The organism is Actinomadura geliboluensis, assembly GCF_043197915.1.
Taxonomy (GTDB): domain Bacteria; phylum Actinomycetota; class Actinomycetes; order Streptosporangiales; family Streptosporangiaceae; genus Spirillospora; species Spirillospora geliboluensis.
Genome location: NZ_JBICUA010000018.1, coordinates 1 through 25856, shown reverse-complemented (window position 1 = coordinate 25856; position 25856 = coordinate 1). Strand labels below are relative to the sequence as shown.

Annotated in this window: 30 protein-coding genes and 1 pseudogene; 16 read left to right on the top strand and 15 right to left on the bottom strand. The window is 70.6% G+C overall.

From position 1 onward, the window contains the following. Positions 1 to 49 precede the first annotated feature (49 nt). From ACGFI1_RS40415 to ACGFI1_RS40405, 3 genes are all read right to left on the bottom strand, one after another. Positions 50 to 214: a hypothetical protein gene (locus ACGFI1_RS40415; protein ID WP_386871755.1), complete on the bottom strand. Its 165-nt coding sequence runs from the start codon at positions 212 to 214 to the stop codon at positions 50 to 52. 34 nt (positions 215 to 248) lie between these two features. Next, positions 249 to 524, bottom strand: a complete 276-nt coding sequence (locus ACGFI1_RS40410; protein ID WP_138635539.1) for a hypothetical protein — start codon at positions 522 to 524, stop codon at positions 249 to 251. Between the two features lie 107 nt (positions 525 to 631). After that, positions 632 to 1546, bottom strand: coding sequence for a LysR substrate-binding domain-containing protein (locus tag ACGFI1_RS40405; protein WP_392792965.1), 915 nt, complete (start codon positions 1544 to 1546; stop codon positions 632 to 634). 88 nt (positions 1547 to 1634) lie between these two features. On the opposite strand from ACGFI1_RS40405, the gene ACGFI1_RS40400 reads away from it, so the two are divergent. Next, complete coding sequence (locus ACGFI1_RS40400) at positions 1635 to 2741, top strand: pyridoxal-phosphate dependent enzyme (protein WP_392792964.1); 1107 nt, start codon at positions 1635 to 1637, stop codon at positions 2739 to 2741. Positions 2742 to 2764: 23 nt separating this feature from the next. Here ACGFI1_RS40400 and ACGFI1_RS40395 read toward each other — a convergent pair whose 3' ends face one another. After that, positions 2765 to 3646, bottom strand: coding sequence for a helix-turn-helix domain-containing protein (locus tag ACGFI1_RS40395; RefSeq protein ID WP_392792962.1), 882 nt, complete (start codon positions 3644 to 3646; stop codon positions 2765 to 2767). An 828-nt stretch (positions 3647 to 4474) separates the two neighbouring features. Here ACGFI1_RS40395 and ACGFI1_RS40390 point away from each other — a divergent pair. Beyond that, a complete protein-coding gene (locus ACGFI1_RS40390) occupies positions 4475 to 5242 on the top strand; it encodes a MerR family transcriptional regulator (protein WP_138635534.1) in 768 nt (255 codons plus the stop codon). Between the two features lie 88 nt (positions 5243 to 5330). Then, positions 5331 to 5801 carry a hypothetical protein gene (locus ACGFI1_RS40385; protein ID WP_386871763.1) on the top strand — a complete coding sequence of 157 codons (471 nt, stop codon included), beginning with the start codon at positions 5331 to 5333 and terminating at the stop codon, positions 5799 to 5801. Between the two features lie 75 nt (positions 5802 to 5876). On the opposite strand, the gene ACGFI1_RS40380 is transcribed toward ACGFI1_RS40385, so the two are convergent. After that, the gene (locus ACGFI1_RS40380) at positions 5877 to 7535 is read right to left on the bottom strand and encodes a catalase (protein ID WP_392792961.1); all 1659 of its coding nucleotides are present in this window, start codon (positions 7533 to 7535) and stop codon (positions 5877 to 5879) included. Positions 7536 to 7709: 174 nt separating this feature from the next. Here ACGFI1_RS40380 and ACGFI1_RS40375 point away from each other — a divergent pair, with 174 nt between their 5' ends. Continuing rightward, positions 7710 to 7967 (top strand): hypothetical protein, encoded by a 258-nt coding sequence (locus ACGFI1_RS40375; RefSeq protein ID WP_138635531.1) that lies wholly within the window; start codon positions 7710 to 7712, stop codon positions 7965 to 7967. A 9-nt stretch (positions 7968 to 7976) separates the two neighbouring features. Here the strand turns inward: ACGFI1_RS40375 and ACGFI1_RS40370 are convergent, their stop codons facing one another. Then, positions 7977 to 9986: an AfsR/SARP family transcriptional regulator gene (locus ACGFI1_RS40370; RefSeq protein ID WP_392792959.1), complete on the bottom strand. Its 2010-nt coding sequence runs from the start codon at positions 9984 to 9986 to the stop codon at positions 7977 to 7979. A 58-nt stretch (positions 9987 to 10044) separates the two neighbouring features. Here ACGFI1_RS40370 and ACGFI1_RS40365 point away from each other — a divergent pair, with 58 nt between their 5' ends. Continuing rightward, on the top strand, positions 10045 to 10917 hold the full coding sequence (locus tag ACGFI1_RS40365) for an alpha/beta fold hydrolase (RefSeq protein WP_392792957.1): 873 nt from the start codon (positions 10045 to 10047) through the stop codon (positions 10915 to 10917). Between the two features lie 395 nt (positions 10918 to 11312). Here the strand turns inward: ACGFI1_RS40365 and ACGFI1_RS40360 are convergent, their stop codons facing one another. The 3 genes from ACGFI1_RS40360 to ACGFI1_RS40350 form a co-directional block, all read right to left on the bottom strand. Next, on the bottom strand, positions 11313 to 12179 hold the full coding sequence (locus ACGFI1_RS40360; protein ID WP_392792955.1) for an N-acetylmuramoyl-L-alanine amidase: 867 nt from the start codon (positions 12177 to 12179) through the stop codon (positions 11313 to 11315). A gap of 127 nt (positions 12180 to 12306) precedes the next feature. Beyond that, positions 12307 to 12981 (bottom strand): esterase/lipase family protein, encoded by a 675-nt coding sequence (locus ACGFI1_RS40355; protein WP_138635528.1) that lies wholly within the window; start codon positions 12979 to 12981, stop codon positions 12307 to 12309. A 146-nt stretch (positions 12982 to 13127) separates the two neighbouring features. Continuing rightward, complete coding sequence (locus ACGFI1_RS40350; RefSeq protein ID WP_392792953.1) at positions 13128 to 14039, bottom strand: N-acetylmuramoyl-L-alanine amidase; 912 nt, start codon at positions 14037 to 14039, stop codon at positions 13128 to 13130. Positions 14040 to 14408: 369 nt separating this feature from the next. Here ACGFI1_RS40350 and ACGFI1_RS40345 point away from each other — a divergent pair, with 369 nt between their 5' ends. Genes ACGFI1_RS40345 through ACGFI1_RS40315 form a run of 7 tightly spaced genes read left to right on the top strand, consistent with a single transcriptional unit; the run spans position 14409 to position 18479 of the window. Continuing rightward, complete coding sequence (locus ACGFI1_RS40345) at positions 14409 to 14768, top strand: hypothetical protein (RefSeq protein WP_392792952.1); 360 nt, start codon at positions 14409 to 14411, stop codon at positions 14766 to 14768. Continuing rightward, a complete protein-coding gene (locus ACGFI1_RS40340) occupies positions 14765 to 15028 on the top strand; it encodes a monovalent cation/H+ antiporter complex subunit F (RefSeq protein ID WP_171068906.1) in 264 nt (87 codons plus the stop codon). Before ACGFI1_RS40345 ends, ACGFI1_RS40340 begins: the two co-directional genes overlap by 4 nt. Beyond that, complete coding sequence (locus ACGFI1_RS40335) at positions 15025 to 15333, top strand: monovalent cation/H(+) antiporter subunit G (RefSeq protein WP_364549309.1); 309 nt, start codon at positions 15025 to 15027, stop codon at positions 15331 to 15333. Before ACGFI1_RS40340 ends, ACGFI1_RS40335 begins: the two co-directional genes overlap by 4 nt. Next, positions 15330 to 15590, top strand: a complete 261-nt coding sequence (locus ACGFI1_RS40330; protein ID WP_387078629.1) for a Na(+)/H(+) antiporter subunit B — start codon at positions 15330 to 15332, stop codon at positions 15588 to 15590. The genes ACGFI1_RS40335 and ACGFI1_RS40330 overlap by 4 nt, the downstream gene beginning before the upstream one ends. Further along, entirely contained in the window at positions 15587 to 16333 is a 747-nt protein-coding gene (locus tag ACGFI1_RS40325) for an MnhB domain-containing protein (RefSeq protein ID WP_392792950.1), read from the top strand. Before ACGFI1_RS40330 ends, ACGFI1_RS40325 begins: the two co-directional genes overlap by 4 nt. Beyond that, complete coding sequence (locus ACGFI1_RS40320; RefSeq protein ID WP_138635522.1) at positions 16330 to 16674, top strand: sodium:proton antiporter; 345 nt, start codon at positions 16330 to 16332, stop codon at positions 16672 to 16674. Before ACGFI1_RS40325 ends, ACGFI1_RS40320 begins: the two co-directional genes overlap by 4 nt. Beyond that, entirely contained in the window at positions 16671 to 18479 is a 1809-nt protein-coding gene (locus ACGFI1_RS40315; RefSeq protein ID WP_392792948.1) for a complex I subunit 5 family protein, read from the top strand. Before ACGFI1_RS40320 ends, ACGFI1_RS40315 begins: the two co-directional genes overlap by 4 nt. 73 nt (positions 18480 to 18552) lie before the next feature. Here the strand turns inward: ACGFI1_RS40315 and ACGFI1_RS40310 are convergent, their stop codons facing one another. Both ACGFI1_RS40310 and ACGFI1_RS40305 read right to left on the bottom strand, forming a co-directional pair. Further along, positions 18553 to 18921 carry a nuclear transport factor 2 family protein gene (locus ACGFI1_RS40310; RefSeq protein ID WP_392792946.1) on the bottom strand — a complete coding sequence of 123 codons (369 nt, stop codon included), beginning with the start codon at positions 18919 to 18921 and terminating at the stop codon, positions 18553 to 18555. 175 nt (positions 18922 to 19096) lie between these two features. Then, positions 19097 to 19669, bottom strand: coding sequence for a CGNR zinc finger domain-containing protein (locus ACGFI1_RS40305; protein WP_392792945.1), 573 nt, complete (start codon positions 19667 to 19669; stop codon positions 19097 to 19099). Between the two features lie 122 nt (positions 19670 to 19791). Between ACGFI1_RS40305 and ACGFI1_RS40300 the strand changes: the two genes are divergently transcribed. Beyond that, complete coding sequence (locus ACGFI1_RS40300) at positions 19792 to 20253, top strand: VOC family protein (RefSeq protein ID WP_392792944.1); 462 nt, start codon at positions 19792 to 19794, stop codon at positions 20251 to 20253. 25 nt (positions 20254 to 20278) lie between these two features. Beyond that, on the top strand, positions 20279 to 21202 hold the full coding sequence (locus tag ACGFI1_RS40295) for a pyridoxamine 5'-phosphate oxidase family protein (RefSeq protein WP_392792943.1): 924 nt from the start codon (positions 20279 to 20281) through the stop codon (positions 21200 to 21202). 57 nt (positions 21203 to 21259) lie between these two features. Here the strand turns inward: ACGFI1_RS40295 and ACGFI1_RS40290 are convergent, their stop codons facing one another. The 3 genes and pseudogenes from ACGFI1_RS40290 to ACGFI1_RS40280 all read right to left on the bottom strand — a co-directional run. Continuing rightward, a complete protein-coding gene (locus ACGFI1_RS40290; protein WP_392792942.1) occupies positions 21260 to 22933 on the bottom strand; it encodes a hypothetical protein in 1674 nt (557 codons plus the stop codon). Between the two features lie 67 nt (positions 22934 to 23000). Then, the gene (locus tag ACGFI1_RS40285) at positions 23001 to 23234 is read right to left on the bottom strand and encodes a WYL domain-containing protein (RefSeq protein WP_392792940.1); all 234 of its coding nucleotides are present in this window, start codon (positions 23232 to 23234) and stop codon (positions 23001 to 23003) included. Positions 23235 to 23512: 278 nt separating this feature from the next. Then, positions 23513 to 24001: pseudogene (locus ACGFI1_RS40280) on the bottom strand (helix-turn-helix transcriptional regulator); the annotation flags it as partial. Positions 24002 to 24231: 230 nt separating this feature from the next. Between ACGFI1_RS40280 and ACGFI1_RS40275 the strand changes: the two are divergent. Then, entirely contained in the window at positions 24232 to 24933 is a 702-nt protein-coding gene (locus ACGFI1_RS40275) for a nuclear transport factor 2 family protein (protein WP_392792938.1), read from the top strand. 187 nt (positions 24934 to 25120) lie between these two features. Here ACGFI1_RS40275 and ACGFI1_RS40270 read toward each other — a convergent pair whose 3' ends face one another. After that, positions 25121 to 25390 (bottom strand): hypothetical protein, encoded by a 270-nt coding sequence (locus ACGFI1_RS40270; RefSeq protein ID WP_392792936.1) that lies wholly within the window; start codon positions 25388 to 25390, stop codon positions 25121 to 25123. A gap of 255 nt (positions 25391 to 25645) precedes the next feature. On the opposite strand from ACGFI1_RS40270, the gene ACGFI1_RS40265 reads away from it, so the two are divergent. Next, the gene (locus ACGFI1_RS40265) at positions 25646 to 25780 is read left to right on the top strand and encodes a hypothetical protein (RefSeq protein WP_392792934.1); all 135 of its coding nucleotides are present in this window, start codon (positions 25646 to 25648) and stop codon (positions 25778 to 25780) included. The last annotated feature ends 76 nt before the right edge of the window (positions 25781 to 25856 follow it).

Sequence of the window (25856 nt, the reverse complement as noted above, 5' to 3'; positions counted from 1 at the left end):
CACGCGGCGCCTTCTCGCGGGCCGTTTCGCGCGGGCCGTTTCGGGCGGGCTAGGGGGCCCGCCGGGCGGCCCTGACCCTGCGCTGCCGGTGCCGCCGCCTCTCGTCCGCGACCTGGGCGCCCGCCTCGGCGGCGATCAGGTCGCGCAGCGAACGCGGCAGGATGTCCGATCGGGGAAGGGTGTCCCCGCGCCGGTCGATGAGCGGTGAACGCATCGGATTCTCCCTGGTGAGCGGTTGCCGTCCGGGGTCAGGCCGCGGCGGTGCCGAGCCCCCGGTACGCCCGGGACACGGTGCTGAGCGCCCAGCGCATCCGGGCGCGGTAGATCTCGGGGTGGTCGCCCGCCTCCTGCGCGACGAGGGCGACGCAGCCGGAGCTGTCCCCGCCGCAGGCGCCGATCCGGTCGCGGATCGCCGCGCGGACCTGCTCGGCGGTGGGGCGGTCGGACTCCTGCAGCCCGCAGCAGAACAGGACTTCGGCCAGGTCGGAGGTGGTCATCGAGGTGAGGGTCGGCGTGTTCGACATCGTGTGCCTTCTTCCCGGGGAGGAGCCTCGGTCCCCTGCTGCCGGATACGACTCTGCCTCCAGCGCGAAGTAATCGCCATAGGGGAAAACCCCTAACCGCGGTGGGGTCATCCCCCGATCCGGGGGTTCCGGTCCGCGAATCCGCGGCCGAGTGCCGTCCGGAACGCGCGCACGGCCGGGTGGCCGCCGCCGCCCCGCCGGGACGCGGTGAACAGCCGCCGGGTCCGCTGCCGCGCCGGCAGCCGGACGACCGGCACCGTCGGCGGATGCCCCGCCCACACCAGGCCGGGCAGCAGCGCGGCCGCGTGGCCGTGCTCCACCAGCCGCAGGTGGAGCAGCAGGTCGGTCGACTCGAACCGCACGTCCGGCTCGAAACCGGCCTCCCGGCACAGCCGCGTCGCCCAGTGCCGCGACGCCGTCCCGGGCGGCTCCAGGACCCACGGCACCCCCGCCGCCTCCCGCAACCCGCCGTCTCCCGCTCCGGCGCCGTCGGCGGGGAGGGCGAGGCGGATCTCGTCCTCGCCGAGCTCCTCGTACTCGACGCCCGCCGGGCGCGGCCCCGGCTCCCCCGGGTACTCCTCGGTGAGCACGAGGTCGAAGTCCCGTGCGAGCAGGGCGGGGAGCGCGCTCTCCGGCTCCCGCTGGGTGATCTCGATGCGCAGCCGCGGGTGGGCGGCGCGGAGCCGGGTCAGCGCGTCCGGGACGAGCGCGAGCGCCGCGGTCTGGAACGCGGCGACCCGCAGCACGCCCGTGAGGCCCTCCAGCGACGCCGCGAGGTCGGCCTCCGCGCGTTCGAGCCGCTCCAGCACCGCCTCGGTGTGCGCGACGAGGATCTCCGCCTGCGCGGTCAGCCGGACCCGGCGTCCCACCGGCTCCAGCAGCCGCACCCCCGCCTCCCGCTCCAGGACGGAGAGCTGCTGCGAGATCGACGACGGGCTGTACGACAGGGCCTCCGCCACGGCGGCGAGCGTCCCCCGGTGCTTCAGCTCGCGCAGCAGGCGCAGCCGGTGCAGATCCAGCAAGGCAGCCCCATTCATCGACTCGACTGATGAATATCGCTCGAAAACATTCGCTGGACCGACCATAGACCGCTGCGGAAGCGTGGGTCCCATGGTCACCGCTCCCGCCCCGGCCCGCCGGTTCACCCGTCCCGCCGCCCGCGTCTGGACCTGCCCGCCCGCGCCGCACGGCGTAGCCGCCTTCCACCGGACGCTCCCCGGCCATGCCCCGACGCCGCTCGTGGAACTGCCGTCGCTGGCCGTCGACCTGGGCGTCCGCCGGCTCTTCGTGAAGGACGAGTCGTCCCGCCTCGGCCTCCCCGCCTTCAAGATCCTCGGCGCCTCGTGGGGGATCGCGCGGGCGCTCCGCGACAGGCACCGGCTCCCGGACGCCTCGCTGGATCAACTGCGCGCGGGGGGCCCGGTCCGGCTCATCACCGCGACGGACGGCAACCACGGCCGCGCCGTGGCCGAGATGGCGCGCCTCCTCGGCGCACCGGCCGACGTCTACGTCCCGTACGGCGTGCATCCCGCGGCGATGGCCGCGATCAAGGCGGCGGGCGCGGGCCTGACCGAGGTCCCCGGCCCCTACGACGAGGCGGTGCGGGCCGCCGCGAAGGAGGCCGCCGCCGACCCGTCGGCCCTGCTCGTCCAGGACACGGCCTGGCCCGGCTACGAACGCGTGCCCCGGTGGATCGTCGAGGGCTACTCCACCCTCTTCACCGAGATTGACGAGCAACTGGCCGAGGCGGGTGCCGCGCCGGCGGGCCTGGTGGCCGTCCCGGTGGGTGTGGGCTCGCTGGCACAGGCGGCTGTGACCCACTACAGGTCGGGCCCGGCCCGGCCTACCGTCCTTTCTGTGGAGCCCGACGCCGCGCCCTGTGTGCTGGCGAGCCTTCACCACGGTGGGCCGCTGACCGTCGAGACGGGCTCGACCGCCATGGCGGGCCTCAACTGCGCGACGCCGTCCAGCCTGGCCTGGCCCGTCCTGCAGTCCGGCCTGGACGCGGCCGTGACCGTCACCGACCCCGAAACGGCCTGCGCCGCGCAGGACCTCGCTGCTCTCGGCCTGTCTGCGGGCCCGTGCGGCGCAGCTTCCCTAGCAGGAACCCGTATCGCCCTCGCCTCGCCCCACCGCCGCCACCTTGCCCCTGAGCACACCGAGACCGTCGTCCTGCTGAACACCGAGGGCCGAGCCGCAAACCCTTCCCTGCCCTGACCGGGCATGGGAGGTGCGTGGTGTCAGCTTCTTTCCAGTAGGCCGTCTACGAGGGTTCGGCTGTCCTCAGGGGAGAGGGACGCTGCATGGAGGCGGTCCCAGGTGTTCTCGTAGGCGGCGGTCTCCATGGCCCTGGAGAGGTAGAGGGCGGTCGTCAGGAACTCGACGTAGACGACGTCCGGGATCTCCGCCTTCTCGAACAGCAGCATGGTGAAGGGCTGCTGGACGATCGGCGCCGCCGGGCTGCCGAGGGGGATGACCCTCAGCTGGCTCCCCGCCTGCTCGTTCGCGGCCGCCAGGCGTTCCAGCTGGCTGCGGACGGTGCCGCGGTCGCCCGCCAGCCGCCGCAGCGCCGCCTCGTCGACCACGGCCGTGAACGTCCGGTGGACGGCGCGGTCGAACCGGCGGTTCATGAGGCGGACGTAGAGCCTCTCGTCGATCTCGGACGCGCCGGCCTGCTGGCTCCTGCTGCGCAGGCAGGCGCGCGCGTACTCCTCGGTCTGCAGCGCTTCGGGGATGCCGCCGGGGCTGTACGCCCGGACGTGGTCGGCGTCCTCCTCCATGTCCAGGTACCGGTGCCGCCAGGACGGGACCATGTCGCCGTAGCGCCGCCATGACGCGCGCTCGGCGGCCTCCCGGGCGAGCCGGAGGAGGGGTTCGCGCTCGTCCTCGGTGACGCCGTAGAGGGCCAGCAGGTCGGCGACGTCCCGCTCCTTGACCGCCGCGCGCCCGAGCTCCATCCGGCTGATCTTCGAGGCGCTGCCCCGGATGAGGTATCCGGCGTCCTCGCGGGTGACGCCGCTCAGCACGCGCAGCCTGCGCAGTTCGGTGCCGAGGAGCAGGCGGCGCGCCATCGGCCCCCGGACGAGGCCGGTCGGCGGCTCCATGCCCTGCCCTGCGGTCAAAGCGGCTCCAAGCTCTCGGACGGACTGCTGCCAGGGCGGACGTGGGCGCCGCGCACCGAGCATCCTACGCCGGAAACCGGCTCACGCGTGCAGATGCACGTGCATTTGAACAATCGAGCGATGCATGCACGTGCAGAGTGCCTTGCGGATGCACGAACGATGCAGGAGGATTGCGGGCGATTCGATGACCCTGACTGAAGGGTCGTCAAGACAGAAGTGGGCGGCCTCCCGTGGATCAGACAGGAGGCCGCCCTGGCCCGTCCCAGCAGTCGACGCAAGAGAAGGGCGTAGCTCATGAGGCTATCTCGGCGTGCTCGGAAGGAGCACGAACCCCCGGACGAGCCCGCGCGCTCACCCATGCGGTGGGCGCTGGTCCTGGCGCTCGTCCTCGGGCTGGCCGCCGCCGCCGCGTCCCGCCGGCATCGGGGCCGGCGCCACCGCGGGGCACACCGTCACCGGCCCGCCGCGCACGATTACAGACTGGTGTCCAGAAGGGTGCGACGCCTGGCCCGCATCTGACCAGCGCCCGACCAGCGTCCAGCCGGTGTCCGGAGTCGGCCTGGAGAGTCGGCCTGGACCTTTGTGGCGTGCTCTGTCGTTGAGCGGTTGGCGAGCGGGCACGCGTATGCATCCGTACGGTGCTCGGGCGTTTCGAGGACGAAGCACAGTCCATGGGACGCCCGAGGCGACGGATGCGGCGGCATCCGATCGAGATGATCAGATACCGGGTCCCGTGCCGACGAGAGACGTTCTCCCCCGAGCGCCTCACGATGCGGCGATGCTGACAGTGCCGATGGTTACAGTGCGGATTGTTAAGGTGAGCGCGACATGGGCGAGGACGGGCGCGGCCGCGCGGACGGGCGCGGGCGCGAGTACCGGGTCGAGGAGCTGGCGGCCGAGGCGGGCGTGCCGGTCCGGACGCTGCGCTACTACCAGGAGCGGCGGCTGCTGCCCATGCCGCGCAGGCAGGGCCGGATCGCCCTCTACGACGACTCCCACCTGGAGCGGCTGCGCCTGATCGCGGACCTGCTCGACCGCGGGCACCGGCTGAGCGGCATCGGGGAGCTGCTCGCCGCGGCGGACGCGGGGCGCGGCGTCACCGAGCTGCTCGGCTTCGCGTGGGCGGCCGCCACCCCCTGGGCGGACCGGGCGCGGGCCGAGATCGCCATGGACGAGCTGACCGCGGCCTTCGAGGGCCGGCTGGCCCCGGAGCACATCGCGGAGGCGGTCGAGCTGGGGCATCTCACGGTGGCCGGCGACCGGGTCGTGATCAACAGCCCGCGGCTGTTCGACGCCGCCGTCCAGCTCGTGCGCGCCGGGATCCCGCTGCCCGCGATCCTCGCCATGAGCTGGGAGCTGGAGGCGGCGTTCGACCGGATGGCGTTCGGTTTCGTCCAGCTGGTCAGGGGGCATCTCCTGGACCGGCGGGACGGCGATCCGTCCCCGGCGGACCTGGACCGGCTCGCCGAGCTCGTGGCGCGGCTGCGCCCGATCGCCAGGACCGTCGCCGACGAGCATCTCGCCCGCGCGATGGACCGCCGGCTGACCAAGGACATTTCGGAAATCGGGCAGCGAATCCGGCCTACGCGCCGGTAACATACCCCTACCGCAGCCCCGCGGGATTGGTTACTCTCGGCCAACAGTCCCAGTCAGGACTGGGAGCGAGTCGCGAGGGGGTCGCACGGTGCCAGGGACGAACGACGGTCGGGCGGCGCTGCACCGGTTCCTCGCCGACCGGGCCGACGAGATCACCGCCGAGGTGGCCGGCGAGGTCGCCGCCCGCGTCCCCGCCTACACCCGGCTGGGCCCGGACGAGATCGCGAACCTCGTCACGGAGGCCATCGCGGTCTACTCCGGCGCCCGCGAGGCGCGCGCCGTACTCCCGGTGTTCCGCGCGCTCGGCGCCGGCGAGGCGTGCGCCGGGCACGACGTCCGCCACTTCGAGTCGGCGCTGCGCACCGCCGCGCGCGTGCTCGTCCGCCGCACGGCCGGCGCGGCCTCCCGCCTCTACCCGCCGACGGCCGAGTTCATCGCGGTCATGCGGACCGCGTTCACCGCCGAGAGCGCGATCGTCGAGGCCGCGATCGACGGCCACCGCCGCGCGACGCGCCCCGCCGTGGCGCGCCGCCTCTACCCCCTGCTCAGCGATAACTAGCCGCGCGACGACCTCCCTGACCGGGCGTGTGCGCCACGGCCCGGTCCGGGATGTCGTCCGGTCGCGCTTTCGCGGTCAGCGGTGCACGACGGCCCGCTCGTTCGGGACGCAGTGGGTCATCTTCAGGCCGCTGACGTCGCGGGACCCGTTCTTGCCGAGGTTCGCGAGCCGCTGCCCGTCCTCGTCGGTGAGGGTCTGGCCGGGCAGCGGGTCCAGGTGCTCGACGTCCTCCGGCTTGATGCCGAGGCCCTCGCCGACGCGCAGCCCCAGGTCGTCATCGACGAGCAGGAAATGCCACACCATCCGCTCCTGGACCGGACGCGCGCACTGCGAGATGAGATCCACGAAATTGTGGACGAGGTCGTCGCGCTCCCATTCCTCCATGAGGCAGTAGCGCTGGCCGGCCTGCTTGTAGTCGTTCGCCCGCGCGATGCGCATGCGGGTCAGCCGGCCCCGGATCTCCGGGCCCTGCTCGTCATGGGTCGGGTACTGGCCCTCGCGCAGCCCGCCCGTGATGGACGGCTCGTAGTTCACGTGCGGGTTCTCGCCGCCGCCGTCCACGTAGTACGCCATCTCGCCGTCGCGCTGGTTCGTCCGCACGTTCGCGCCCTTGGCCTGGTTGACGGGCAGTTGCAGATAGTTGGGGCCGACGCGGTGGCGCTGGGTGTCGCTGTAGGAGAACGTCCGCCCGACGAGCATCTTGTCGTCGGAGAAGTCGAGGCCGTCCACCAGGACGCCGGTGCCGAAGGAGATCTGCTCGTTCTCGGCGAAGTTGTTGTCGACGTTCCGGTCCAGGACGATCCGGCCGACCGGCTTCGGCGGGAAGTCGTTCTCCGGCCACACCTTGGTGTCGTCGAGCGGGTCGAAGTCGAGTTCCGGATGCTCGTGGTCGTCCATTATCTGCACGACCAGCTCCCATTCCGGGAAGTCGCCGCGGTCGATGGCGTCGTGCAGGTCCTTGGTGGCGTGCCCGAGGTCGCCGGCCTGCACGTTGGCCGCGTCCTCCCCGGTCATGCTCCGCACGCCCTGCTTCGGGATCCAGTGGTACTTGACGAGCTTCGTCTCGCCCGTCGCGTTCACCCACTTGTAGGTGTTCACGCCGAAGCCCTGCATGTGCCGGTAGTCGGCCGGGATGCCGCGCGGGCTGAACAGGTTGACGAGCATGTGCATCGACTCGGGCGTCTGCGACATGAAGTCGAAGATGCGCGCCGGCTCCTGCCGGAACGTCACCGGGTCCGGCTTGAGGGCGTGGATGACGTCGGGGAACTTGATGGCGTCCCGGATGAAGAACACCGCCAGGTTGTTGCCGACGAGGTCCCAGTTGCCGTCCTCCGTGTAGAACTTGATGGCGAATCCGCGCGGGTCGCGGGCCGTTTCCGCGGAGTCCCGGCCGCCGATGACCGTGGAGAAGCGCAGCGCGATGGGGGTGCGCTTCCCGGCGCCCTGGAACAGCTTCGCGCGGGTGTAGGTCTCGATGGGCTCGTCGCCCCATTTCCCGTACGCCTCGAAGAAGCCGTAGGACGTCACGCCGCGCGCGTGGACGACCCTTTCCGGGATCCGCTCCCGGTCGAAGTGGCTGATCTTCTCCAGGAACTGGTAGTTCTCCAGCGTGGCCGGGCCCCGGGATCCGACCGTCCGCTGGTTCTGGTTGTCGTAGACCGGGTGGCCCTGCCGGTTGGTCAGTACCGGACGATCGTCCCCCGGCTGCGGCCCCATGCTCGATACGTCCGTCACGGCGCGCTCTCTCCTCTCCACCACTGCTTCGGGTGCGCACCTACCCGAAAAGGAGCATTTGAACGGCCCGGAACAGGTAAACCCCGGGAGCGCGCCGTCCTCGCTCATCGGCAGGCCAAGGCGGGTCTGGGGCGGGGTTTGCCAAGGCTCAGGGCCGTGGCGAGGATGTGGCCGGTGATCCCCATCTACACGACCGACACGGTTCCCATCGACGGGAGCCCGCCGGTCACGCATGCCTGGCCCGTCTGGACCGTGGCGACGGACATCGGGCAGGGCCTTGAGTCGCTCGCCATGTCGGCGGCCTCGCGAGGTGCGCATGCCGTGGTCGGTCTGCGGTTCGCGACCTTCTCCAGCCACGTGATGGTGGACCGCTACGCGCTGATGGGGACCGCCGTCGTCCTGGGCGGCGACCCGGGGCCGCCGCCCGCGTGAGCCCGCCGGTCAGGCGCGGAGGGCGGCGGTGAGGTCGTCCAGGTAGCGGGAGACCGGGCCGAGGGTGAGGACGCCGCTGCCCGCGCCCGCCAGTTCACCGGCGGCAGGGGCCAGGGCGTCATGGGCGCGCCGCATCGTCTCGCGGTCGTCCACGGCGAGGGCGGCGGTGGCGATCAGGCACCACAGGGCCTCGAACAGCAGGTCGTGCGGCGGCTCCGGGACGTCCCGCAGTGCGGTCGCGGACTCGTCCGGACGGCCGCGCGCCAGCAGCACCAGGGGACGGGCCCACGGCTCGTAAGGCCCCCAGTCGGCCGGGTCGGTCTGGGCGGGCTGCCGGTGCTGGACGCGCAGGCAGAGGAGCGCGAGCGGCAGGAGACCGTCCTCCAGGCCGGGCATGCCGGAGCCCCGCATGCGTTCGGCCGCGTCCCGGTAGGCCGCCTCGGCCTCGGCCATGGGGGCGCCGGACGCGGCGAGCCGCATCGCCCGGTACCAGGTGGTGAACACGCCCACCAGCGGACGTTCATGGTGCTCGGCCAGCCGTTCGGCGGTGGCCGCGTGCTCGTCGGCGCCGGCGAAGTCGGCGAGCGCGCCGCGCGCCTGGAGCCGGATGAGGTGCCCGAGCACCTCGTAGGTCGCGAGGTCGTGCCGGGCGGACAGCTCGACCAGCTCGGCGCCGATCGCGTCCCGCCGGGAAGCGAGGCCGGCGCGCTCGAAGGTCTGCATGTAGACGCCGTTGAGCGCGAAGGCGAGCAGCGCCGGGTCGTCCAGGCCGCGGGCGATCGCCTCCGCCTCCCGGGCCGCCTCGCGCGCCCGCGGCGTGCCGGTGCCGCGCGACTCCAGCGCGATCGTGGCCAGCAGCCGGGCCCGCGCGGCGGCGCGGCCCGGCGGGAGCGCGGCGAGGGTCCGCTCGGCCGCCGCCGCGACCTGGGCGGCCTGCCGCGGGTCGTCCGACCGGGTCCAGTTCGCCGGGACGTCGTACGCGCCGATGACCCGCGCGGTGAGGTCGGCGTCGCCGAGCTCCTCCGCCGCCAGGATCGCCGGCAGCCGCTGCTCGCGCGCCGCCTCCAGGCCCCCGCCGCCGGTCATCGCGAGGTTGCGCAGGATGCCCACGGTCGACTCCAGCCGGGCCCGCGCCCCGGTCGCCACCGTGCGGTCGTACGTCTCGGCCGCCTTCGCCCATACGCGCGTCGCCGCGTCCTGGGCGGGGTCCAGGCGGTCGGCCTGGCGGAGGATGTCCTCCTCTAGGCGACGCAACTCCGGGCCTGGGTCGACCCCCAGTTGCTCTACGAGGAGGCCGCGCGCTCGGCGAAGGACCGCGAGCGCGTCGCCCTGACGGCCGGTGCGGTAGAGGGCGAGGGCCAGCAGGCGCCACGCGTCCTCCCGCCAAGGGTGCTCGGCGACGTGCGCGTCAAGGTCCGGGACGGCGTCGGCGGCGAGGCCCAGGGCCAGCAGCGCCTCCGCCCGCCGCTCGGCCGCGCGCAGCCGCAGCTCCGCCAGCCGGGACCGCTCCGCGCGCGCCCACGGCTCGTCGGCGAACTCGGCGTAGGCGGGGCCGCGCCACCAGCCGAGCGCCTCGTCCAGCGCGGCGAGCAGCTCGGACGCGGAACGGTCGGCCGGGGGACGGCTGTTCTCGGGATGGCCGGTCGCGGATCGGCCGTTCGCGGGATGGCCGGTCTCGGTCACGGCGTCCTCGAAGCGCCAGGCGTCCACCCCGTCCGGGCCGGGGCGCAGCGCGTACCCGGGACCCTCGGTGACCAGCAGCCGGGACGGCGTCCGGGGCGGACGGTCGGGTTCCAGGACGCGCCGCAGCGCCGCCACGAAGGTACGGACCGCCCCGACCCCGTCCGAAGGGGGATCGATCCACAGGTCGTCCACCAGAAGGGACACCGGGACGACGCGCCCGCGCGCGATGATCAGCCGGGCCAGGACGGCGCGGTGCCGCGGCCCCTTCAAGGCGATGGTGTTCCCGTCGCCGTCCCAGGCCGTGACCGGCCCGAGTACCCCGAACAGGACGTCCACCCAAGCCACCGTATAGCGCGCTCATTGGATGCTCATTGGCGGCGGGCAACCTGAGGTCATGGCAAACATCAATGGATTCGAATACAAGCGCGTCCCCGTCGCGGACGGCGTCTCCCTGCACGTGGCCGTCGGCGGGTCGGGCTCGCCGATCGTCCTTCTGCACGGCTTCCCGCAGACCCACCTGATGTGGCGGCACGTCGCCCGCGACCTTGCCGCCGACCACACCGTCATCGTCCCCGACCTCCGTGGATACGGGGAGAGCGACAAGCCGGAAGGCGCCGACGCCGACTACTCCAAGCGGACCATGGCCGCCGACATCGTCGCCTTGGCCCGCGCCCTGGGCCACGAGCGGTTCGCGCTGGCCGGGCACGACCGCGGCGCCCTCGTCGCCTTCCGCGCCGGCCTCGACCACCCCGACACCATCACCCACCTGGCCATCCTGGACGTCCTGCCCACCCTGGACATGTGGGACGTCATGCACGGCACCACCGCCGCCGTCGGCTTCCACCTCTACCTGATGGCCCAGCCGCCCGGCCTGCCCGAGCAGCTGATCGCCGGTGCCCCGGACGCGTTCTTCGGCCACTTCCTCGACCTGTGGGCGAACGACCCGTCCGCGATCCCGCCGGACGTCCGCGCCGCCTACCTGGACGCCTGCCGCGCCGCGATCCCGTCGATCGTCGCCGACTACCGCGCGTCCGCCACGATCGACGTCGACCAGGACACGGCCGACCGCGACGCCGGCAACCAGCTGCGGATGCCCGTCACCGTCCTCCAGCAGGACTGGGGCGCCGCGCTCGGCTACGACGCCGTGGCCCTCTGGCGCGCCTGGGCGTCCGACCTCCACCACGCCACCGTGACCTGCGGTCACTTCATGGCCGAGGAGGACCCGGCGGAGATCGCGAAGTCCCTCCGCGCGCTGATGGCCCGCTAGGACATCCGTGCGGCGCGCAGCGCCCGGACGTCGAGCACGGGCCGCGCCCGGTGCAGGTCTGAACGATCAGCGCCGGGCGCGGCCCGTGCCGGTCGTCGCCGGAGACCCGGCGGCGCCCAGAGCTCCGCGAATAGGGCGGGTCACCAGGGCGGGCCGCCCTGCGTTGCCGCCCACACCCACACATAGAGGATGAATCCGAACGCCGCCAGCCCCAGGAGCATCTCCCAGTTGAGCGGTGCGCTGTGTCCCCGTCTACGGGCCATGGTCATCGTCCGTTCGTCCGGTGGCGTCCCCGTCGACCGCTCGTGTAGCCGGACAATCGGCCCTTTAAGCCCAGTGAACGGCAAACAGCACCCTTCTCGCCGGAAGTACGCGTCTCACCGGAAGTACGCGTCTCACTGGAAGTACCTGTCGAACCCCTGCGCGAGGGAGTCGGCCATGCGCTGCCGGAACGAGGCACTGGACATCTTGGCCGCGTCGCCCGCGTTCGCCATGTTGCCGCACTCGATGAACGCGGCCGGGACCGTGGACAGGTTCAGCCCGCCGAGGTCGTCGCGCCGGTCCAGGCCCTGCTTCCCGACGTAGGTGGCGAAGGGGAGGCCCGTTCCGGCGTGGAAGGCGTCGCGGATGTCCAGGCCCAGCCGGCGGGACGCGTCCACGATGCCCTTGTTCTCGCCGACCGGCGCCGGGACGATCACATGGAATCCGTGCCCGGACGCGGCGGCGCCGTCGGCGTGGATCGACAGCGCCGCGTCCGCGCGCGCCCGGTTGGCGATCGCCGCGCGCTCCGTGATGCACGGCCCGACGCCGGTGTCGTTCTCGCGGGTCAGCGTGACCTTCGCGCCCTCGTCCCGCAGCCTGCGCGCTAGCCGGTTCGCCACGTCCCAGGTGAAGGCGTGCTCGGCGTAGCCGTCGGGCGTGCTCGTCCCGACCGTGTTGCACGGCTTGCGGCCGTTCCCGATGAAGACCTGCTTGTTGATCACCTCCGGATGGGACGCGTTGCCGCCGTTGTGACCGGGGTCGAGCACGATCACCTTCCCGCTCACCGGCGACGCGGCGCGGGTGCCGGGCGCGCTCGTCTTCGGCGTCCCGCCCGTCGGGGTGCCGGTCCCCGGCGTCCCCTTGCCGGACGTCCCGTTGTTCGACCCACCGCCGCATCCGGCCAGCACCAACCCGACGCTCAGCGCCATCCCGGCCACGAGGCCGCTCCCGAACCACCGCACAAGCCCGCCTCCCCTGATGACCTGCTCGCCCAGATGCACTCAGAGTAACCATGCGGGTTCGTTCCGGATTGGGCAGGTCGGTTCGGCGCCGGCCCGCGCGCGCTTGGGACGACGAAGCGGGACGTCCCCCCGAGGACGTCCCGCCACGTGTGCTCGTCGATGCCGGCTAGCTCTTGGTGAACTGGGCGATGGCGCCGAGGACCACCGCGTCGGCGAGGAAGCCGATGTGGGTCTGGCAGGCGACGTAGTGGTTGTTCGCGCCGTCCAGGCGGGTGCTGGTGTAGGGGATGATGATGCCGTCGCACGGCGAGTACCAGGTGGCATACTGCGTGCTGCCAGGCGTCTCGTCCCCCGCGCTGATCTGCTGGATGAAGGACGAGCCGGGGAGCATCTGGCGGCACGTCTCGAAGATGGTGCACGCGGTGGCGTACGTCGTCCCGTGGTTGGCGCCCGCGATCGACGCCAGGTGCGCCACGTTCGGGTTGCCGTTCAGGACCTTCAGGTAGTACTGGCTGACCAGGCCGCCCATGGAGTGGTTGACGATGTCGACCTGCGACGCGCCGGTCCGCGACTTCACCTGGTTCACGTACGACGCCAGCCCGGCGGCGTTCTGCTTGTTGTCGCCGTAGGAGTTGTACTCGTAGGCGAACAGCTGGTCGCTGCTGTAGCCGGCGGCGCGGAACACCGACATGGCCGTGACCCAGTTGGACGCGCTGCCGGTGTAGCCGTGCACGAAGACGACGGGCCGCGGTCCGGCGGCGTTGGCCGGTGCCGCGAGGCCGAGCCCGAACGTCGCCAGCGCCGCGCAGAGCGCGATGAGCGACCCGAGGACCCGTTTCATGAAGCCTCCAGGGGTGGGGGGAACCGAACCCCTGAACTGTGACCCGGCGCGGCGCCGCACGCATCGGCGAAATCACCGGCCTTGACCGATCCGGCCGGGCGGCCGCGCTTCCCCGGGGTGACCTCGGGTGGGCGTCGGGCGAGGTCTCAGATGGACCAGATGAGGCCCTTGGCGGTGCCTCCGGTGACCCGTCCCGTGCCGGTGCCGTGCTGGATGACCTGGAACCGGACCCGGCGGCCGTTGCCCACGACGTCCGCCGCCACGTCGTGATGCAGGAACGTCGCCCCGTCGAAGGCGACGTGCTCGGAGGTCGACCCGACCTCGACGCTGCCGTCGGAGTCGGCGCGCTCGATCACCCGCGCCTGGAGCCGCGTGCCCCGCGCCAGCCCCTCGACGCGGACGTTCGCGACGAGGGCGTACTGGGCGGGCCCTTCGATGAAGGACGGGCCGCCCGCGTTCCGGTGGTGGTGCGCCGAGTCGGAGTACTCGTCGTCCCAGCGGACCGTCACCCACTCGCCGGGCGGCAGGTCCTGCGCCGCGGCCATCCCGACGGACACGTAGTCCGGCGTGTCGCCGTCGCCGGAGCCGCCGCCGGAACCGGAGGCGGGCATCCCCGCCCGCACCCACGCGTACAGCTGGTCGCCGGGGCAGCTCGTGGCGTACACGTCCCGGTGCCCGAGCTTCTTCAGGCCGCCGCCCTTGCGGCGGACCGCCTCGTCGTAGACCGCCCGGATGGACCGCTTGGCCGCCGCGGTCGCGTCGCCGTCCCGTCCGATCATGCAGACGCCGAGGCCGGACGAGTTGTGGCCCGGCGCGTGCGCGCCGACCGTCAGCCAGCCGCGCCCCTCGTAGATCCGGCCCTTGACGTCGACCAGGAAGTTGTAGCCGATGTCGGCCCAGCCGTTGCCGTCCATGTGGAAGTCCTGGATGGACCGCACCGTCTGCGTGGTGGGGCCTTCGGAGTAATGGACGACGAACTCGGTGCGGGCCCCCCACGAGACCGTCGAGCGGGACCGCGGAGCGCGGGCTCCCCACTCCTTCCGGCTGATGATGTCCACGGTCGGCCTCCATACGGATTCAGAACGTGACACGAGAGCCTAGGCCCCTTGTCCCCGGCTTTCATCTGGAACGGCTGGATACGCCCTTGGAGCAGGCGTGACGGTAGGTGTGGGGGCGAGCGGCCTCTTGAGTACGAACAGTGAACAGATGATTACGAAGAGGCTTGGACGGGCAGGTGGGGAAGGACGGCCTGCCTCGGCGACGGGCGGCCGCCGGTTTCGGGGAGGCGCCACATGGCCGGCCAGTCGGAGGGGACGACGCCAAGGGTTCGTGTGCTCCGGCTACTGCTCTGGTGGCCGCCCCTCTTCGCCCTCTGGATGCTGTTCGTCGGTGAGTGGTCCTGGCTGAACGCCGTGTGGGGAGCGGCCATGGCACTCGTAGCCGCGGTGAGCGCTGTGCTGGTCACCGAGGAAGGGCTGCTGGACGCGCGCGGACGCTGGGCCTGGTGCCGCGAGCTCGGCGCGGCCACGGTCGCGATGGTCGTGGACTTCTCGATCGTCGTCCGCGTGCTCGCCGCGTCCGTCGCCGCCGGTCGGCGCGAAGTGGGCACCTTCCGGGAGGACGCGAGCGAGCCCGGCCACGGCCCCGTGCCCTCGGGACGCCGGGCCTGGGTGCAGCTCGTGGCCACCTGGTCACCGAACTGCTACGTCCTCGACATCTCACCCGAAACAGGACGGCGATTGCTCCACGACCTGCGACCGGACCGGCGATCGGAGCGTCCGTCGTGACCGCGACCCGGCCCCTGTTCCTCCTCGCGGCGGCCGTCCTCCTCGCCGGATGGCTGCCGCTGCTGGTCGTCGGCCTCCGCGCCAAGGCGATCGACGGCGTGGCCGCCCTCCAAGCGGTCGGAGCGCAGGCGACGCTGGTGCTGATCTGCCTCACCACCGGGCTGCAGCAGTCGTCCTTCTCCTCCCTCGCGCTGATCACCGCCGTCTGCGTCGTCGTCAGCGGCCTGGTCTTCGCCCGCTTCCTGGACCGGCTGCCGTGAGCGCCGCCGAACTCGCCGCACAGGTGCTGCTCTGGGCCGGAGTGGCCGCCCAACTCGCGTGCTGCGTCGGCGTCTGGTGGATGCGCGACGTCTTCGACCGGCTGCACTACACCGCCGCGTCCGCCACCGTCGGACCGGCGCTCATCGGCACGTCCGTGGTGGTGACCGGCGGCGCGGGATCGGTGTCCAGCACGGTCGAGGTCGTCACCGCCGCCGCCGTGCTCCTGCTCCTCAGCCCCGTGGTCACCCACGCGGTCGGACGCGCGGCGCGGCGCATGCTGCACGACCGCGAGGCCGGCTCATGACCGCCGCGGCGCTCACGACCGTCCTACAGGCGATCGCGCTCACCCTCGCCGGCGTCCTGGCCGTGGGGACGGTGCTGGTCCGCGACCCGCTGCGCCAGGTCGTCGCCTTCAGCCTGTTCGGGCTGTCGCTCGTCATGGTGTTCGCGCTGCTGATGGCGCCGGACGTGGCGATCGCGGAGATCGCGGTGTCGTCGATCGGCGTCCCGATGGTGCTGCTGCCCGTCATCTACAAGACCCATGGCGGGGGAAAGGGATGAAGGCGCCGTGGCGGCGGGTGCTGGTGCTGCCCCCGCTCGCGGCGATCCTCAGCGTCCTCATCTGGGGCTACACCGGCCTTCCGGACTTCGGCGCCCGAATCGGCGAGTACGGCCGTCTCATCAACCAGAACGCCCAGGGGCAGCGCCACATCACCAACTTCGTGACAGCCGTGATGTTCGACTACCGCGGCATGGACACGATGATCGAGGAGTTCATCCTCTTCACGGCCGTGATGGGCCTCGTCCTGCTGCTGCGGTCGAGCCGCGAAGCCGCCACCGGACGTCCGCCCCCTGACAACGTCACCAGCGACGCCGTCCGCACCGTCGGCGGTGTGCTCGCTCCCGTGCTGCTCCTGTTCGGCCTGTGGGTGATCAGCTTCGGATACATCACTCCGGGCGGCGGGTTCCAGGGCGGAGTGCTCGCGTCCGGCGGCGCGCTGCTGCTGTGGCTGGCAGGCGGCCACCGCCAGTTCCGCCGCCTTGCGCCGACCACCGTGCTCGACGCGACCGAGGGGCTGGGTGCCGCCGCCTACGTGGCACTGGGTTTCCTGGGGCTGACCGCAGGCGCCGCCTTCCTGACGAACACCCTCCCCCTGGGGTCGGCGGGGACCCTCGCCTCCGGCGGTACGACCGCCGCTCTGAACTGGGCCGCCGGTGTAGAGGTCACAGCCGCCTTCGTCCTCATCTACCGCGAGTTCATCGAGGAGTACACGCAGCCGTCCGACGCCAGGGCGGACCAGTGATCTATTACCCGTACGTGGTCGCCGGGGTGCTGTTCGTCGCCGGCCTGTACGGGGTGGCGACCAGCCGCAGCTACATCCACCTCGGCGTGTGCCTGAACATCATGCAGTCGTCCACGTACCTGCTGCTGCTGGCGGTCGGCTACCGCAGCGGGGCGTCGCCACCCGTCACCAAGGGGCAGGCACCGGGCACACCGCTCACCGACCCGGTGGTCCAGGCCCTCACCCTCACCGACATCGTGGTGAGCGTCGTCGTCCTCGCGCTCGTCCTGTCTCTGGCCCTGCAGGCGCACCGGCACGCCGGGACGGTGGACCCGGAAGAGATGCGTCCGACCCGCGGATGAACCAGCTCGTTCCCCTCGCCGTCGCGCTGCCGCTGGTCTGCGCCGCGCTACTGGCCGCCGTGGGCCAGCACCTGCCCCGCCTGCTCCCGGACGCGATCGCCATCGCCTGCGCCGCCGCCGTGACCGGCATGAGTCTGGCCCTCACCCTGCACTCGACCGACGGCACGATCGTCTACTGGTTCGGGGGCTGGTCTCCGGTCCAGGGCGGGTTTCCCTGGGGGATCGGCTTCGTCGTCGACCCGCTGGCCGCTGCGGAGGCGACCCTGGCGGCGGCGGCCGTCCTCGGTGCGCTGGTGTTCTCGTGGGGGCATTTCGAGAACATCCGCCATCTCTTCTACTCGCTGATGTTGGCTTTCCTTGCCGGCATGGTGGGGTTCGTTCTGTCCGGGGACCTGTTCAACATCTTCGTGTTCCTGGAGCTGATGAGCGTCGCCGCGTACGCGCTCAGCGGCTACCACGTGAAGCGTCCAGAAGTGCTGCAGGGCGCACTGGACTTCGCCATCCTCAACACCATCGGGACGCTGACCCTGCTGATGGGGATCGGCGTCCTCTACGGGCGGACCGGCAACCTCAACCTAGTCGGCATCGGCACGGCGCTGGAGCAGCATCACCCGTCCGGGCTGTTGGTGCTTGCGCTCACCTTCATCACGGTCGGATTCCTGGTGAAGGCGGGGACCGTCCCCTTCCACTTCTGGCTGACGGACGCCTACAGCGTGGCCACCGCCCCGGCAGCGGCCATCTTCACCGCCGTGATGAGCGACCTGGCGTACGACGTGTACTCCCGCGTCCACGCCACCGTCTTCGCCCCGACGCTCGGCGACGACGACGCCGTACGCCACGCGTTGCTGGGCCTGGCGCTGCTCAGCGCGGTCCTGGGCGCCGTCATGTGCTTCCTGGAAGCGGACCTGAAACGGCAGTTGGCGTTCATGACCGTCAGCAATGGCGGTGTGGTGCTGGCGGGCATTGCGACGCTTACGGCTGAGGGTCTGGCGGGCTCGGTCATGTACATCATCACCGCCGGCTTGTTGCGGGGCGCGCTGATGCTGTGCTTGGGGATGCTGATCGTGCGGCTGGGTTCGTCGGACGAGACGGTTTTGCATGGCCGGGGCCGCGCGGGTCCCTTTGCGCTGGCAGTGCTTCTGACCATTTGTGCTGCGGGTTTGGCGACCCCTCCCGGCTTCGGCCCGTTCCAATCCGCGACTCTTGTTTACGACGCGCTGGCAAGCGCCGGCTATGCGTGGGTGGCGCCTGTTCTGGCCGTCTGCATAGCGATCAGCGCGGCGGCGGTACTGCGTGCGGCGGCCCGCATCTTCCTGGGCTGGGGTCCCGCTGAGGATCCGACCCTGACCAGCCAGGAAACCGAACCCCATCGTGTCGACGGCCACCACCGCCTATGGCCTTTGATCGCGCCCTTGCTCCTGGCGGCCACCGGCTACTTCCTGGCCTTCGCTCCTGACCTGCCTGCTCACGCGATCAAGGCGGCAGCCGACCTGCACGACCACGCGTCCCATGCCCGCCTGGTGACCCAAGGCATCGCACCGCCGCCTCGTCCTCTCCCCGAACACGACATCCCTTTGCGCGACTGGCTCTACGGGGCGCTCTCCTTCGCGGGGGCCTTCCTATGCGCGGCGGTCGGTCTCTGGTGGCAACGCCTTCCGACTCGCCTTCAAAAACCGCTACGGGCATGTAGCAGGCCGCCGATCATCGCGGTGAAGACCGTCCACAGCGGCAGCATCGGCGACTACACGACCTGGCTGATCGCGGCGACCGCAACCCTTGCTCTGGCCTGGGCCGCCACCCTCTGAGCGCCGCGGGTCTGTCGTCCGCCGGGGGTGGGACGGCTCGGTCGCCCTTGTCGTCGACCGAGCCGCCCTCGTGTCAGCGGTAGTGGTTCTCCTTCAGTTCGACGACCCAGGCGCGGCGTTCGGCGATCTTGCCGTCGCGCATGACGAACACCTCCGCCATGGACATGCGCATCTCGCCGCCCGCGGCGCGCTTCACCGTCCCGGTCATCTCCGCCATGACGACGTCGTCCTGCTCGACCATCCGCACGACCTCCAGGTGCGGGGGGTTGACGAACTCCGGCGGCCCGTCGATGGCCTTGTCGTAGGCGTCCTTGCCGGTCAGGTGGAAGCCGCCGAAGACCGTCCACTCGATGTCGTCGGTGAGGCAGGACAGGATCTGCGCGTGATCGTTCTTGCGGAAGCCGTCGATGTACCTGTTGACGGTGTCGGTGTTGCGTGACATGTCGGTCCTTCCCGGTTCGGGTGCGTTGCGGAGGCCGTCGGCCGTTGGCGGACGGCGCCCTCCCGAGTAGGTCGGAGCGCCCGAGGCATCCTCGACATCACTCTGGTGATCAGAAGCCGGTTTTTTGGTCGGTTGAGTGCGGCGTTGTCATTTGTCCGGCCGGGTCAGCGGCCTGTCAGCGGTTGGTCTTCGCGCGTTCGTAGTGGCGGGCGGCTTTGGCGCGGTTGCCGCAGATGGCCATCGAGCACCAGCGGCGGGTGCCGCTCTTGGTCGCGTCGAAGAAGTACAGCACGCAGTCGGGATGCGCGCAGTGCTTGACGCGTGCCGGGGCCTCGGTCGTGAGCCGGAGGTAGTCGGTGGCGGCCAGCCAGGACGGCAGCCATGCGGGGTCGTCGGTCCGCGGATGCTCTTCCCGTCCGTCGGGGCCTAGCCGGTAGTGCAAGGCTCCGTGCTCAAGGACGCGGTTGAGCGCGTCCACCGTTTCCGGGGACGGGTTTTCGGCGAGGAGCGCGTGAAGAATCTCGCGGGTCTCCACTGTGGCGTCGAGCGTCGCCCGGTCGGCCACAGCCCGATCGTCCAGCCCTGCCGAACGCAGCCAGATGGCCAGGCCGTCGGTGGAGTCGAGCAGGTCGCGATGGACGCGATCGTCCACCCACAAGGTGTTGACGAGGTCCAGGCTGAGCGGCTCCCCGACCAGCAGCCGAGGGTCCGCGCTCTCCTGCCGCTGCACACCGCGTTCCTGCTGCACGTTACGGATTCTACCCACCTAACGCGCCTTAGCCGGTTGACGATCATCTTCTAACCGTCTATGTTCCGATAGACAGTTAGCCGAGCCCGGGCGTGGCCGCCCGGGGGTTAGTGAGGTGTGTCATGGAGACAGCCGCCATCAAGGCACTGCAAACGGGACACGTCGGGCTGAACGTGAACGACCTGGACCGGTCGCTGCCCTTCTACCTGCGCGTTTTCGGATTCGAGGTCCAGGCGGAGAGCAAGGACCCGAGCCGCCGCTGGGCCTTCCTCGGACGGGACGGCCGGCTGGTCCTGACCCTGTGGGAGCAGAGCGACACCACGTTCGCGACCCGCTCGGCGGGCCTGCACCACCTGTCGTTCCAGGTCGAAACGATCGACGAGGTGAAGGCCGCCGATCAGGTGCTGCGCGACCTGGGCGCCGAGCTCGTCCACGACGGCGTCGTCCCGCACGGCGAGGGCGTCTCGTCCGGCGGGATCTTCTTCACCGACCCCGACGGGACGCGCCTGGAGATTTACGCGCCCGCTGGCGCCGACACCGCCCCCGCACCCAGCGGGGCCGCCCCGACCTGCGGTTTCTTCTAACCTCTCACCCCGGAAGGAGGCCGCTGTGGCGGTCGACGTCTACCACGAGGGCGAACGGGCCGCCCAGCGGCGCGCCGGTCTGCTCGACCAGGGCGGGTTCTCCGCACGCGCCATCCGTTCAGAGATCCCTGAAGTGGCGCGGAAGTTCCTTCTCCAGCAGCCGATGCTGGTGCTCGGCGCCGCCGACACCGACGGACGGCTATGGGCGACACTGCTCACCGGGCAGCCCGGCTTCCTCCACGCCGAGGACGCCGGCACGCTCACCATCGACGCCCACCCTGGTGTTGGCGACCCGCTCTATGAGCGACTGCGCACGCCTGCGCCGGTCGGGATGCTCGCGATCGAACCGTCCCGGCATCGCCGGATGCGGCTGAACGGGCAGGCCGTACCTACTGAGCACGGCTTGCACGTCAAACTCGACCAGGTGTACTCGAACTGCCCCAAGTACATCCAGAAACGGGAACACCAGTGGGAGCCGGCCACTGCCCCTGGGCGTCCTCAACGTTCTGGAACCCTCACCGGCCACCAGCAGCAGTGGATCGGCGGTGCGGACACGTTCTTCATCGCCACCTCCGACGGCGAGGGCAACGCCGACGCCTCCCACCGCGGCGGCAACCCGGGATTCATCGAGGTGGTGTCGCCGACAGTGTTGCGCTGGCCCGACTACGTCGGCAACGCCATGTTCAACACGCTGGGCAATCTGGAGGTCAATCCGCGGGCCGGGCTCCTGCTTCCCGACTGGCGCACGGGTGCCGTCCTGCACCTGACCGGCACGGCCCGCACCGACTGGGATCCCGAGAACGCCGCCGCCGTGCCGGGCGCTGAACGACTGGTCGAATTCACCGTCACCGACGTCATCGAGATCGCCGGCGCCGTTCCCCTTCGTTGGAGCGACGCCGTTTCTTCCCGCTTCAACCCGCCCGTCCTCCAGCGTCAGGACGGCTCGTAATCCGTTGCGGTAGGGCTCACGAGCCGTCCTGAACCGGAGACTTTTGGCGCGACGTCCCTACCCGTGGACGGCGTAGGCCCGGATCACGGTCTGGTCGACGACACCCGCGACGGCCGTCCGCAGAGAGACGAAGCCCGCCTTCGGATTCGTCAAGGTCGCCGCCCAAGCGTCGCCCTTGCGGGTCACCCCGATGGCCTTCCAGGTCTTGCCGTCATCGGACGAAGCCCACAGCTTCGGCTTGGCGGTGCCTGCATGGTCGGTCGTCATGGTGATCTGCTGGTGAGCCCCTGCCCTGGCCCTCGACTGCGCGTCGAGCGGAGTGCGGAAGCTGAGGGACGGCAAGGCGATGACCTTGTCGTCCCGGACGGTGAAGTGCCAGACGGCGTGCTGGCGTACGGCGAGCGGCGAGAAGGGGGAGGCGCGCTTCTCGTCCACGGTGAGGCTGTACTTGCCCGGCTTCGGCACGGGCCATCCCCAGGCGGCGCCTGGGGCGTCGTAGGAGTAGACGGTCTTCCCGTTGGCGTCCCGCAGGACGGAGGTACCGGACGCCCCGGGGTACGGCGCCATGAAGCTCCTGCCCGCGCCCGTCGAATGCATCCCGATGGTCAGCGCCGGTTCCCCGCCCTCGTACTCGCCCCAAATGACGCGTCCGCTGCGGGGACTGAACGGGGCGGGGGTCAGGCGACGCTGGTACGAGCCCGGCTTAGCGAAGCGCTCACCGCGCGTCCAGATCTCCGTGGTGCCTTCCTCGAAGCCGCAGCCTGGCTCGGTGTTCATCCAGTCGATGTCCCACGCGATGCCGGGCGAGTAGTACTCGGTACGAGTGCCGGGTGCGGCACCCACCCCGGTGAAGAAGCCCATGGTGATGCCGCCGTCCGGCCAGGACGGCAGGGCATGACCGCCGACGCATGCCGGACTTCCCTCGGTGCCGTACGCGGTCTTCACCGCGGCCATGTCCTTGGTGCGTACACTCAGTGTCGGCTTCTGCGGCACCCCGTCCGAGACCCGGCTCGCCACGTTGTAGACGTACGGGCTGCCGCTCTCGGCGCCCTTACGGGTGAAGACGGCTTGGAGATCGAGTGCCAATCCCGGCATGGAACCGGTCGGCGTGATGTAGGCGTTCTTGATCGACATCATCGCCGACGTGACGACGGGCTGGCCCGCGATGTCCTGGACGATCCGCACGTCCCCATCGAGGAGTTCGGCATCGGTGCGATCGACCGTTGCCGTGATGGGCTTTGCGTGGCGCGCGTCGAGCAGGACCTTGGTGGCCTCATTGATCGTCACACTGGGCCGGTAGACGAGGGCCGACGACGTCTCACCATTCGCTTCAACAGTGCTGACACGGGTCAGCACCGCATACTGACCCGCCGGGACCTCCCCTTCGGCGTGGCCGTCCACCAGATCGGCGTAGAACGGCTCGTCTCCGGTGAGCGGGTACAGCAGAACACCCGTCTCGCTGGCCGGCTTGCCATGTCGATCAAGCACATCGAACGTGACCCGGACCCCCGCTTCGGCGTTCAGCCGCCGTGCCTTCGCCGGACGGGGTACTCCCTTGCTCACGGCCTCACCACGCAGCCCGTGCGGATACCGCTCCCGAACGTCCTGCGAAGTCCGCGACGCCACCTGGGAGGTAGTCGCGACCTGCCCCGCGCTCACCCGCTCCGGACCGCTCAGCACCCCCGCGCCCAGCGCCCCCGCCACGACAGCCGTGACCGCCGTAGCGCCCACGACCAGACTCCTCTTCCCCGCCAAGGGATCTCCCTCCATGAGAACAAACCCGCACACCACATGGGCCTCATGGAGGAGATGTCCGGCCCCGGAAGATCATTTCTGGTTCAGCCTCCCCGAGTCCCCCGCCCTCGGGTCGCCCAGCCCAGCCCGACTGCGTTTCCCCCAGGTTGTAGTGACGGCTCATCGTGGCCACAGTTCCGGCCATTCGAGAGCGGAGCTCGGCCGGAGCGAGAACCTGGACGTCCGCGCCCAGGAGCAGGAGTTCCCGGACCGCCTGGTCGTGGGACTCGACCGGCACGGTGACGCGCGTCCAGCCATCCGGATCGATAACCGCGGCTTCTGAGCTTCACTCATAACGGCCGGCTCGGCCAGGTGCGGCAGCCGATGCATGCCATCGGGCGACAGGCGCAGCACTGCCCAGCCTTCGTATCGTCGGGCGTCATAGTCGTCGAGATAGTCCTGCCAGTGGCGGCTCAAGTCGAAGCCGACCGCCCGCTTGAAGCCATGGTCGAGTACGTCCGCAGCGAGAATCCGCGAGATCCGGTAGGTACGGAACCGCCCGGCCCGGCGAGCCACGAGATACCAACTGCCGCCCTTCAGCACCACGCCGTACGGCTCAACCGTCCGCGTGACCTCGTGCGGGGCCTCCCAACGCAGGTAGCGAAGGCGCACACAACGCTGATGCCACACCGCGTCGGCGACCACTGCCAGATGCGGAGCGGCGTCAGCGCCCTGGCACCAGGACCGGGCATCGAGGTGAACCCGCCCTCTCAGCCGAGCCGCCCTGTCGCGTGACTCGGGCGGCAGCGCGGTCATCAACTTCAACTGCGCCTCGCCGAGCCCGAGATCCGCGGCGGCGACGGGCAGCCCGGTCAGGAAGAGCGACTCGGCCTCGGCGGCGGTCAACCCGGTCAGCCGGGTGCGATATCCGCCGACCAGCCGATATCCGCCCTCATGACCGGCCTCGCCGTACACCGGGATGCCGGCCGCGCTCAGCGACTGGACGTCCCGGTAGACGGTCCGCTCGGAGACCTCCAACCACGCGGCCAGTTCCCGCGCGGTCATCCGATCACGGGTCTGCAGGAGCAGCAGGATCGACACCAGCCGGCTCGCGCGCATGCCGGAAAGACCTCCAGAGTCCACTGACAGTCGATGTCAGTGGACCGTCCTTACCGTCCCGGCATGGACTACGACTTCGCATCGACGAGTTCGGCAACCGCTACATCGCCGTGTGGAAAGAGCCGGACCCCGACGTCCGCCACAACCTGATCGCCGCCCTCTGGGACGACGAGGCCGTGGAGTTCACCGACTCCGCCGAATACCGCGGGCTCCCAGCCATCGAGGCCCGGATCGCCGAAGCCCACGAGCACCTGGTGAAGCAGGGCGGCTTCACCTTCCGGGCCGCTGAAGACGCCGTAGGGCACCACGGCACCGTCCGCTTCACCACCTACATGACCCCCGCCGCAGGCGCTGAGGCAGCCTGGACCGGCTTCGTCTTCGCCCGACTCGGCGATGACGGGCGAATCCATAAGGACTACCAGTTCGGAAACCCGCCGCCTCCCGTAGTGCCCGAGCAGCCTCAGCCGACGACGCGAGCCGTCGTCCACAAGTTCCTGCGCAGGAGCCGGCAAGGCGACCCCGACCACATCGCGGACCTCTACGCGCCCGAGGTCTCCTGGCAAGTGAACTGGCCGGTCGAGGAGCACCCGGCAGTGCCGTGGATCCGCCCCCGCTCCACCCGGGCCGACGCCGCCGACCACTTCCGCACATTCGCCGAGCACTGCCTACCCACCGAGGGCCGCGTATCGATCGACGAAGCACTAATCGACGGACCCGACGCCGTACTGATCGGCACAAGAGCACAACGCCTGAAGGACACCGGCAACCGCTTCACCAGGACCTTCGCGCTACGCCTCACCATCGAAGACGTCCGCATCACACGCCACCACATGTACGAGGACAGCCTCGCAGTCGCCAAATCATTCCCAACCAACTGACCAAGTACTCGGTGCCGTCCACCCGCAGACCGTTCGCGTGATCACATACTGCGCCACGAGCACTCCCCAGGACGATCAAACGTTCGCCGACATACGAGTCCTCGAGTCACGTGAGGCAGTAGGGAGAACCGCTCGATCCTGGGACGATGCCGGGAGTCGAGCAAGGGGGGTCGGACGGCGCCGAGAGTCAGACTCCCTCGGCGGGCCACTCAGAGCAGGTTTCCGGGGTGCAGCTGGAAGCGTGCAGGATGAGGTTGCCGAACTCGCCGTACCAGGGCTCGATTGTGGCCCGACGACCTGGGAACGCGCGCTCGGCCGCCTCGGCGTCGGCCTGATTGAACGAGCCGTAGAACAGGGGATGCCCAGAGAGTAGTTCAATCTTCTCCGACCCCATGGGCCAAATGGCCCGGTACATGTCGCCATCAAAGAACTGGTCGGGAGTTGGCCTGTTCGTCACGCCCGCAGTCTATGGCGGACAGTAATCACCTGGCGGCGGAATCGTGAGAAGCATGTAAATCACCTGACAGATTCACCGCCCGCCCACCACGTCCCATGGTCCACCTCATGATGCAAGCGGCGGGTGAAGGAAGGGAATTTGGGGCCAATGACTTCTTCGCCCCAGACCCCAACCAGTCCGGCAGTTCGGATATGGCGAAAACGCCACCTGCGACACGAGACGGCCGCCGCGCGCCCCACGAACTACGCTGCGCGCGTGACCACCCCACCGAGCATCGACATCCTGCAGTTGCACAACGACGCTGATCGCGACGGCATCACTGACCCTTTTTCATCCGGCTGGACAGATGCCGATCACAGCATGATCGCGATGTTGGCGTCCGGCCAGTGAAGCGAAGAAGCCCCTGGTAGACGACTTGATCACCACAATCTCGACGTCCGAACCAGGGGCCCTGCGTGCTGTTCTA

Coding starts and splice junctions, on each gene's coding strand:
- ACGFI1_RS40345 (WP_392792952.1), top strand. CDS start 14,409: ATGGCACTCGTAGCCGCGGTGAGCGCTGTGCTGGTCACCGAGGAAGGG.
- ACGFI1_RS40390 (WP_138635534.1), top strand. CDS start 4,475: ATGGGCGAGGACGGGCGCGGCCGCGCGGACGGGCGCGGGCGCGAGTAC.
- ACGFI1_RS40415 (WP_386871755.1), bottom strand. CDS start 214: ATGCGTTCACCGCTCATCGACCGGCGCGGGGACACCCTTCCCCGATCG.
- ACGFI1_RS40355 (WP_138635528.1), bottom strand. CDS start 12,981: ATGAAACGGGTCCTCGGGTCGCTCATCGCGCTCTGCGCGGCGCTGGCG.
- ACGFI1_RS40310 (WP_392792946.1), bottom strand. CDS start 18,921: ATGTCACGCAACACCGACACCGTCAACAGGTACATCGACGGCTTCCGC.
- ACGFI1_RS40400 (WP_392792964.1), top strand. CDS start 1,635: ATGGTCACCGCTCCCGCCCCGGCCCGCCGGTTCACCCGTCCCGCCGCC.
- ACGFI1_RS40300 (WP_392792944.1), top strand. CDS start 19,792: ATGGAGACAGCCGCCATCAAGGCACTGCAAACGGGACACGTCGGGCTG.
- ACGFI1_RS40330 (WP_387078629.1), top strand. CDS start 15,330: ATGACCGCCGCGGCGCTCACGACCGTCCTACAGGCGATCGCGCTCACC.
- ACGFI1_RS40325 (WP_392792950.1), top strand. CDS start 15,587: ATGAAGGCGCCGTGGCGGCGGGTGCTGGTGCTGCCCCCGCTCGCGGCG.
- ACGFI1_RS40315 (WP_392792948.1), top strand. CDS start 16,671: ATGAACCAGCTCGTTCCCCTCGCCGTCGCGCTGCCGCTGGTCTGCGCC.
- ACGFI1_RS40410 (WP_138635539.1), bottom strand. CDS start 524: ATGTCGAACACGCCGACCCTCACCTCGATGACCACCTCCGACCTGGCC.
- ACGFI1_RS40365 (WP_392792957.1), top strand. CDS start 10,045: ATGGCAAACATCAATGGATTCGAATACAAGCGCGTCCCCGTCGCGGAC.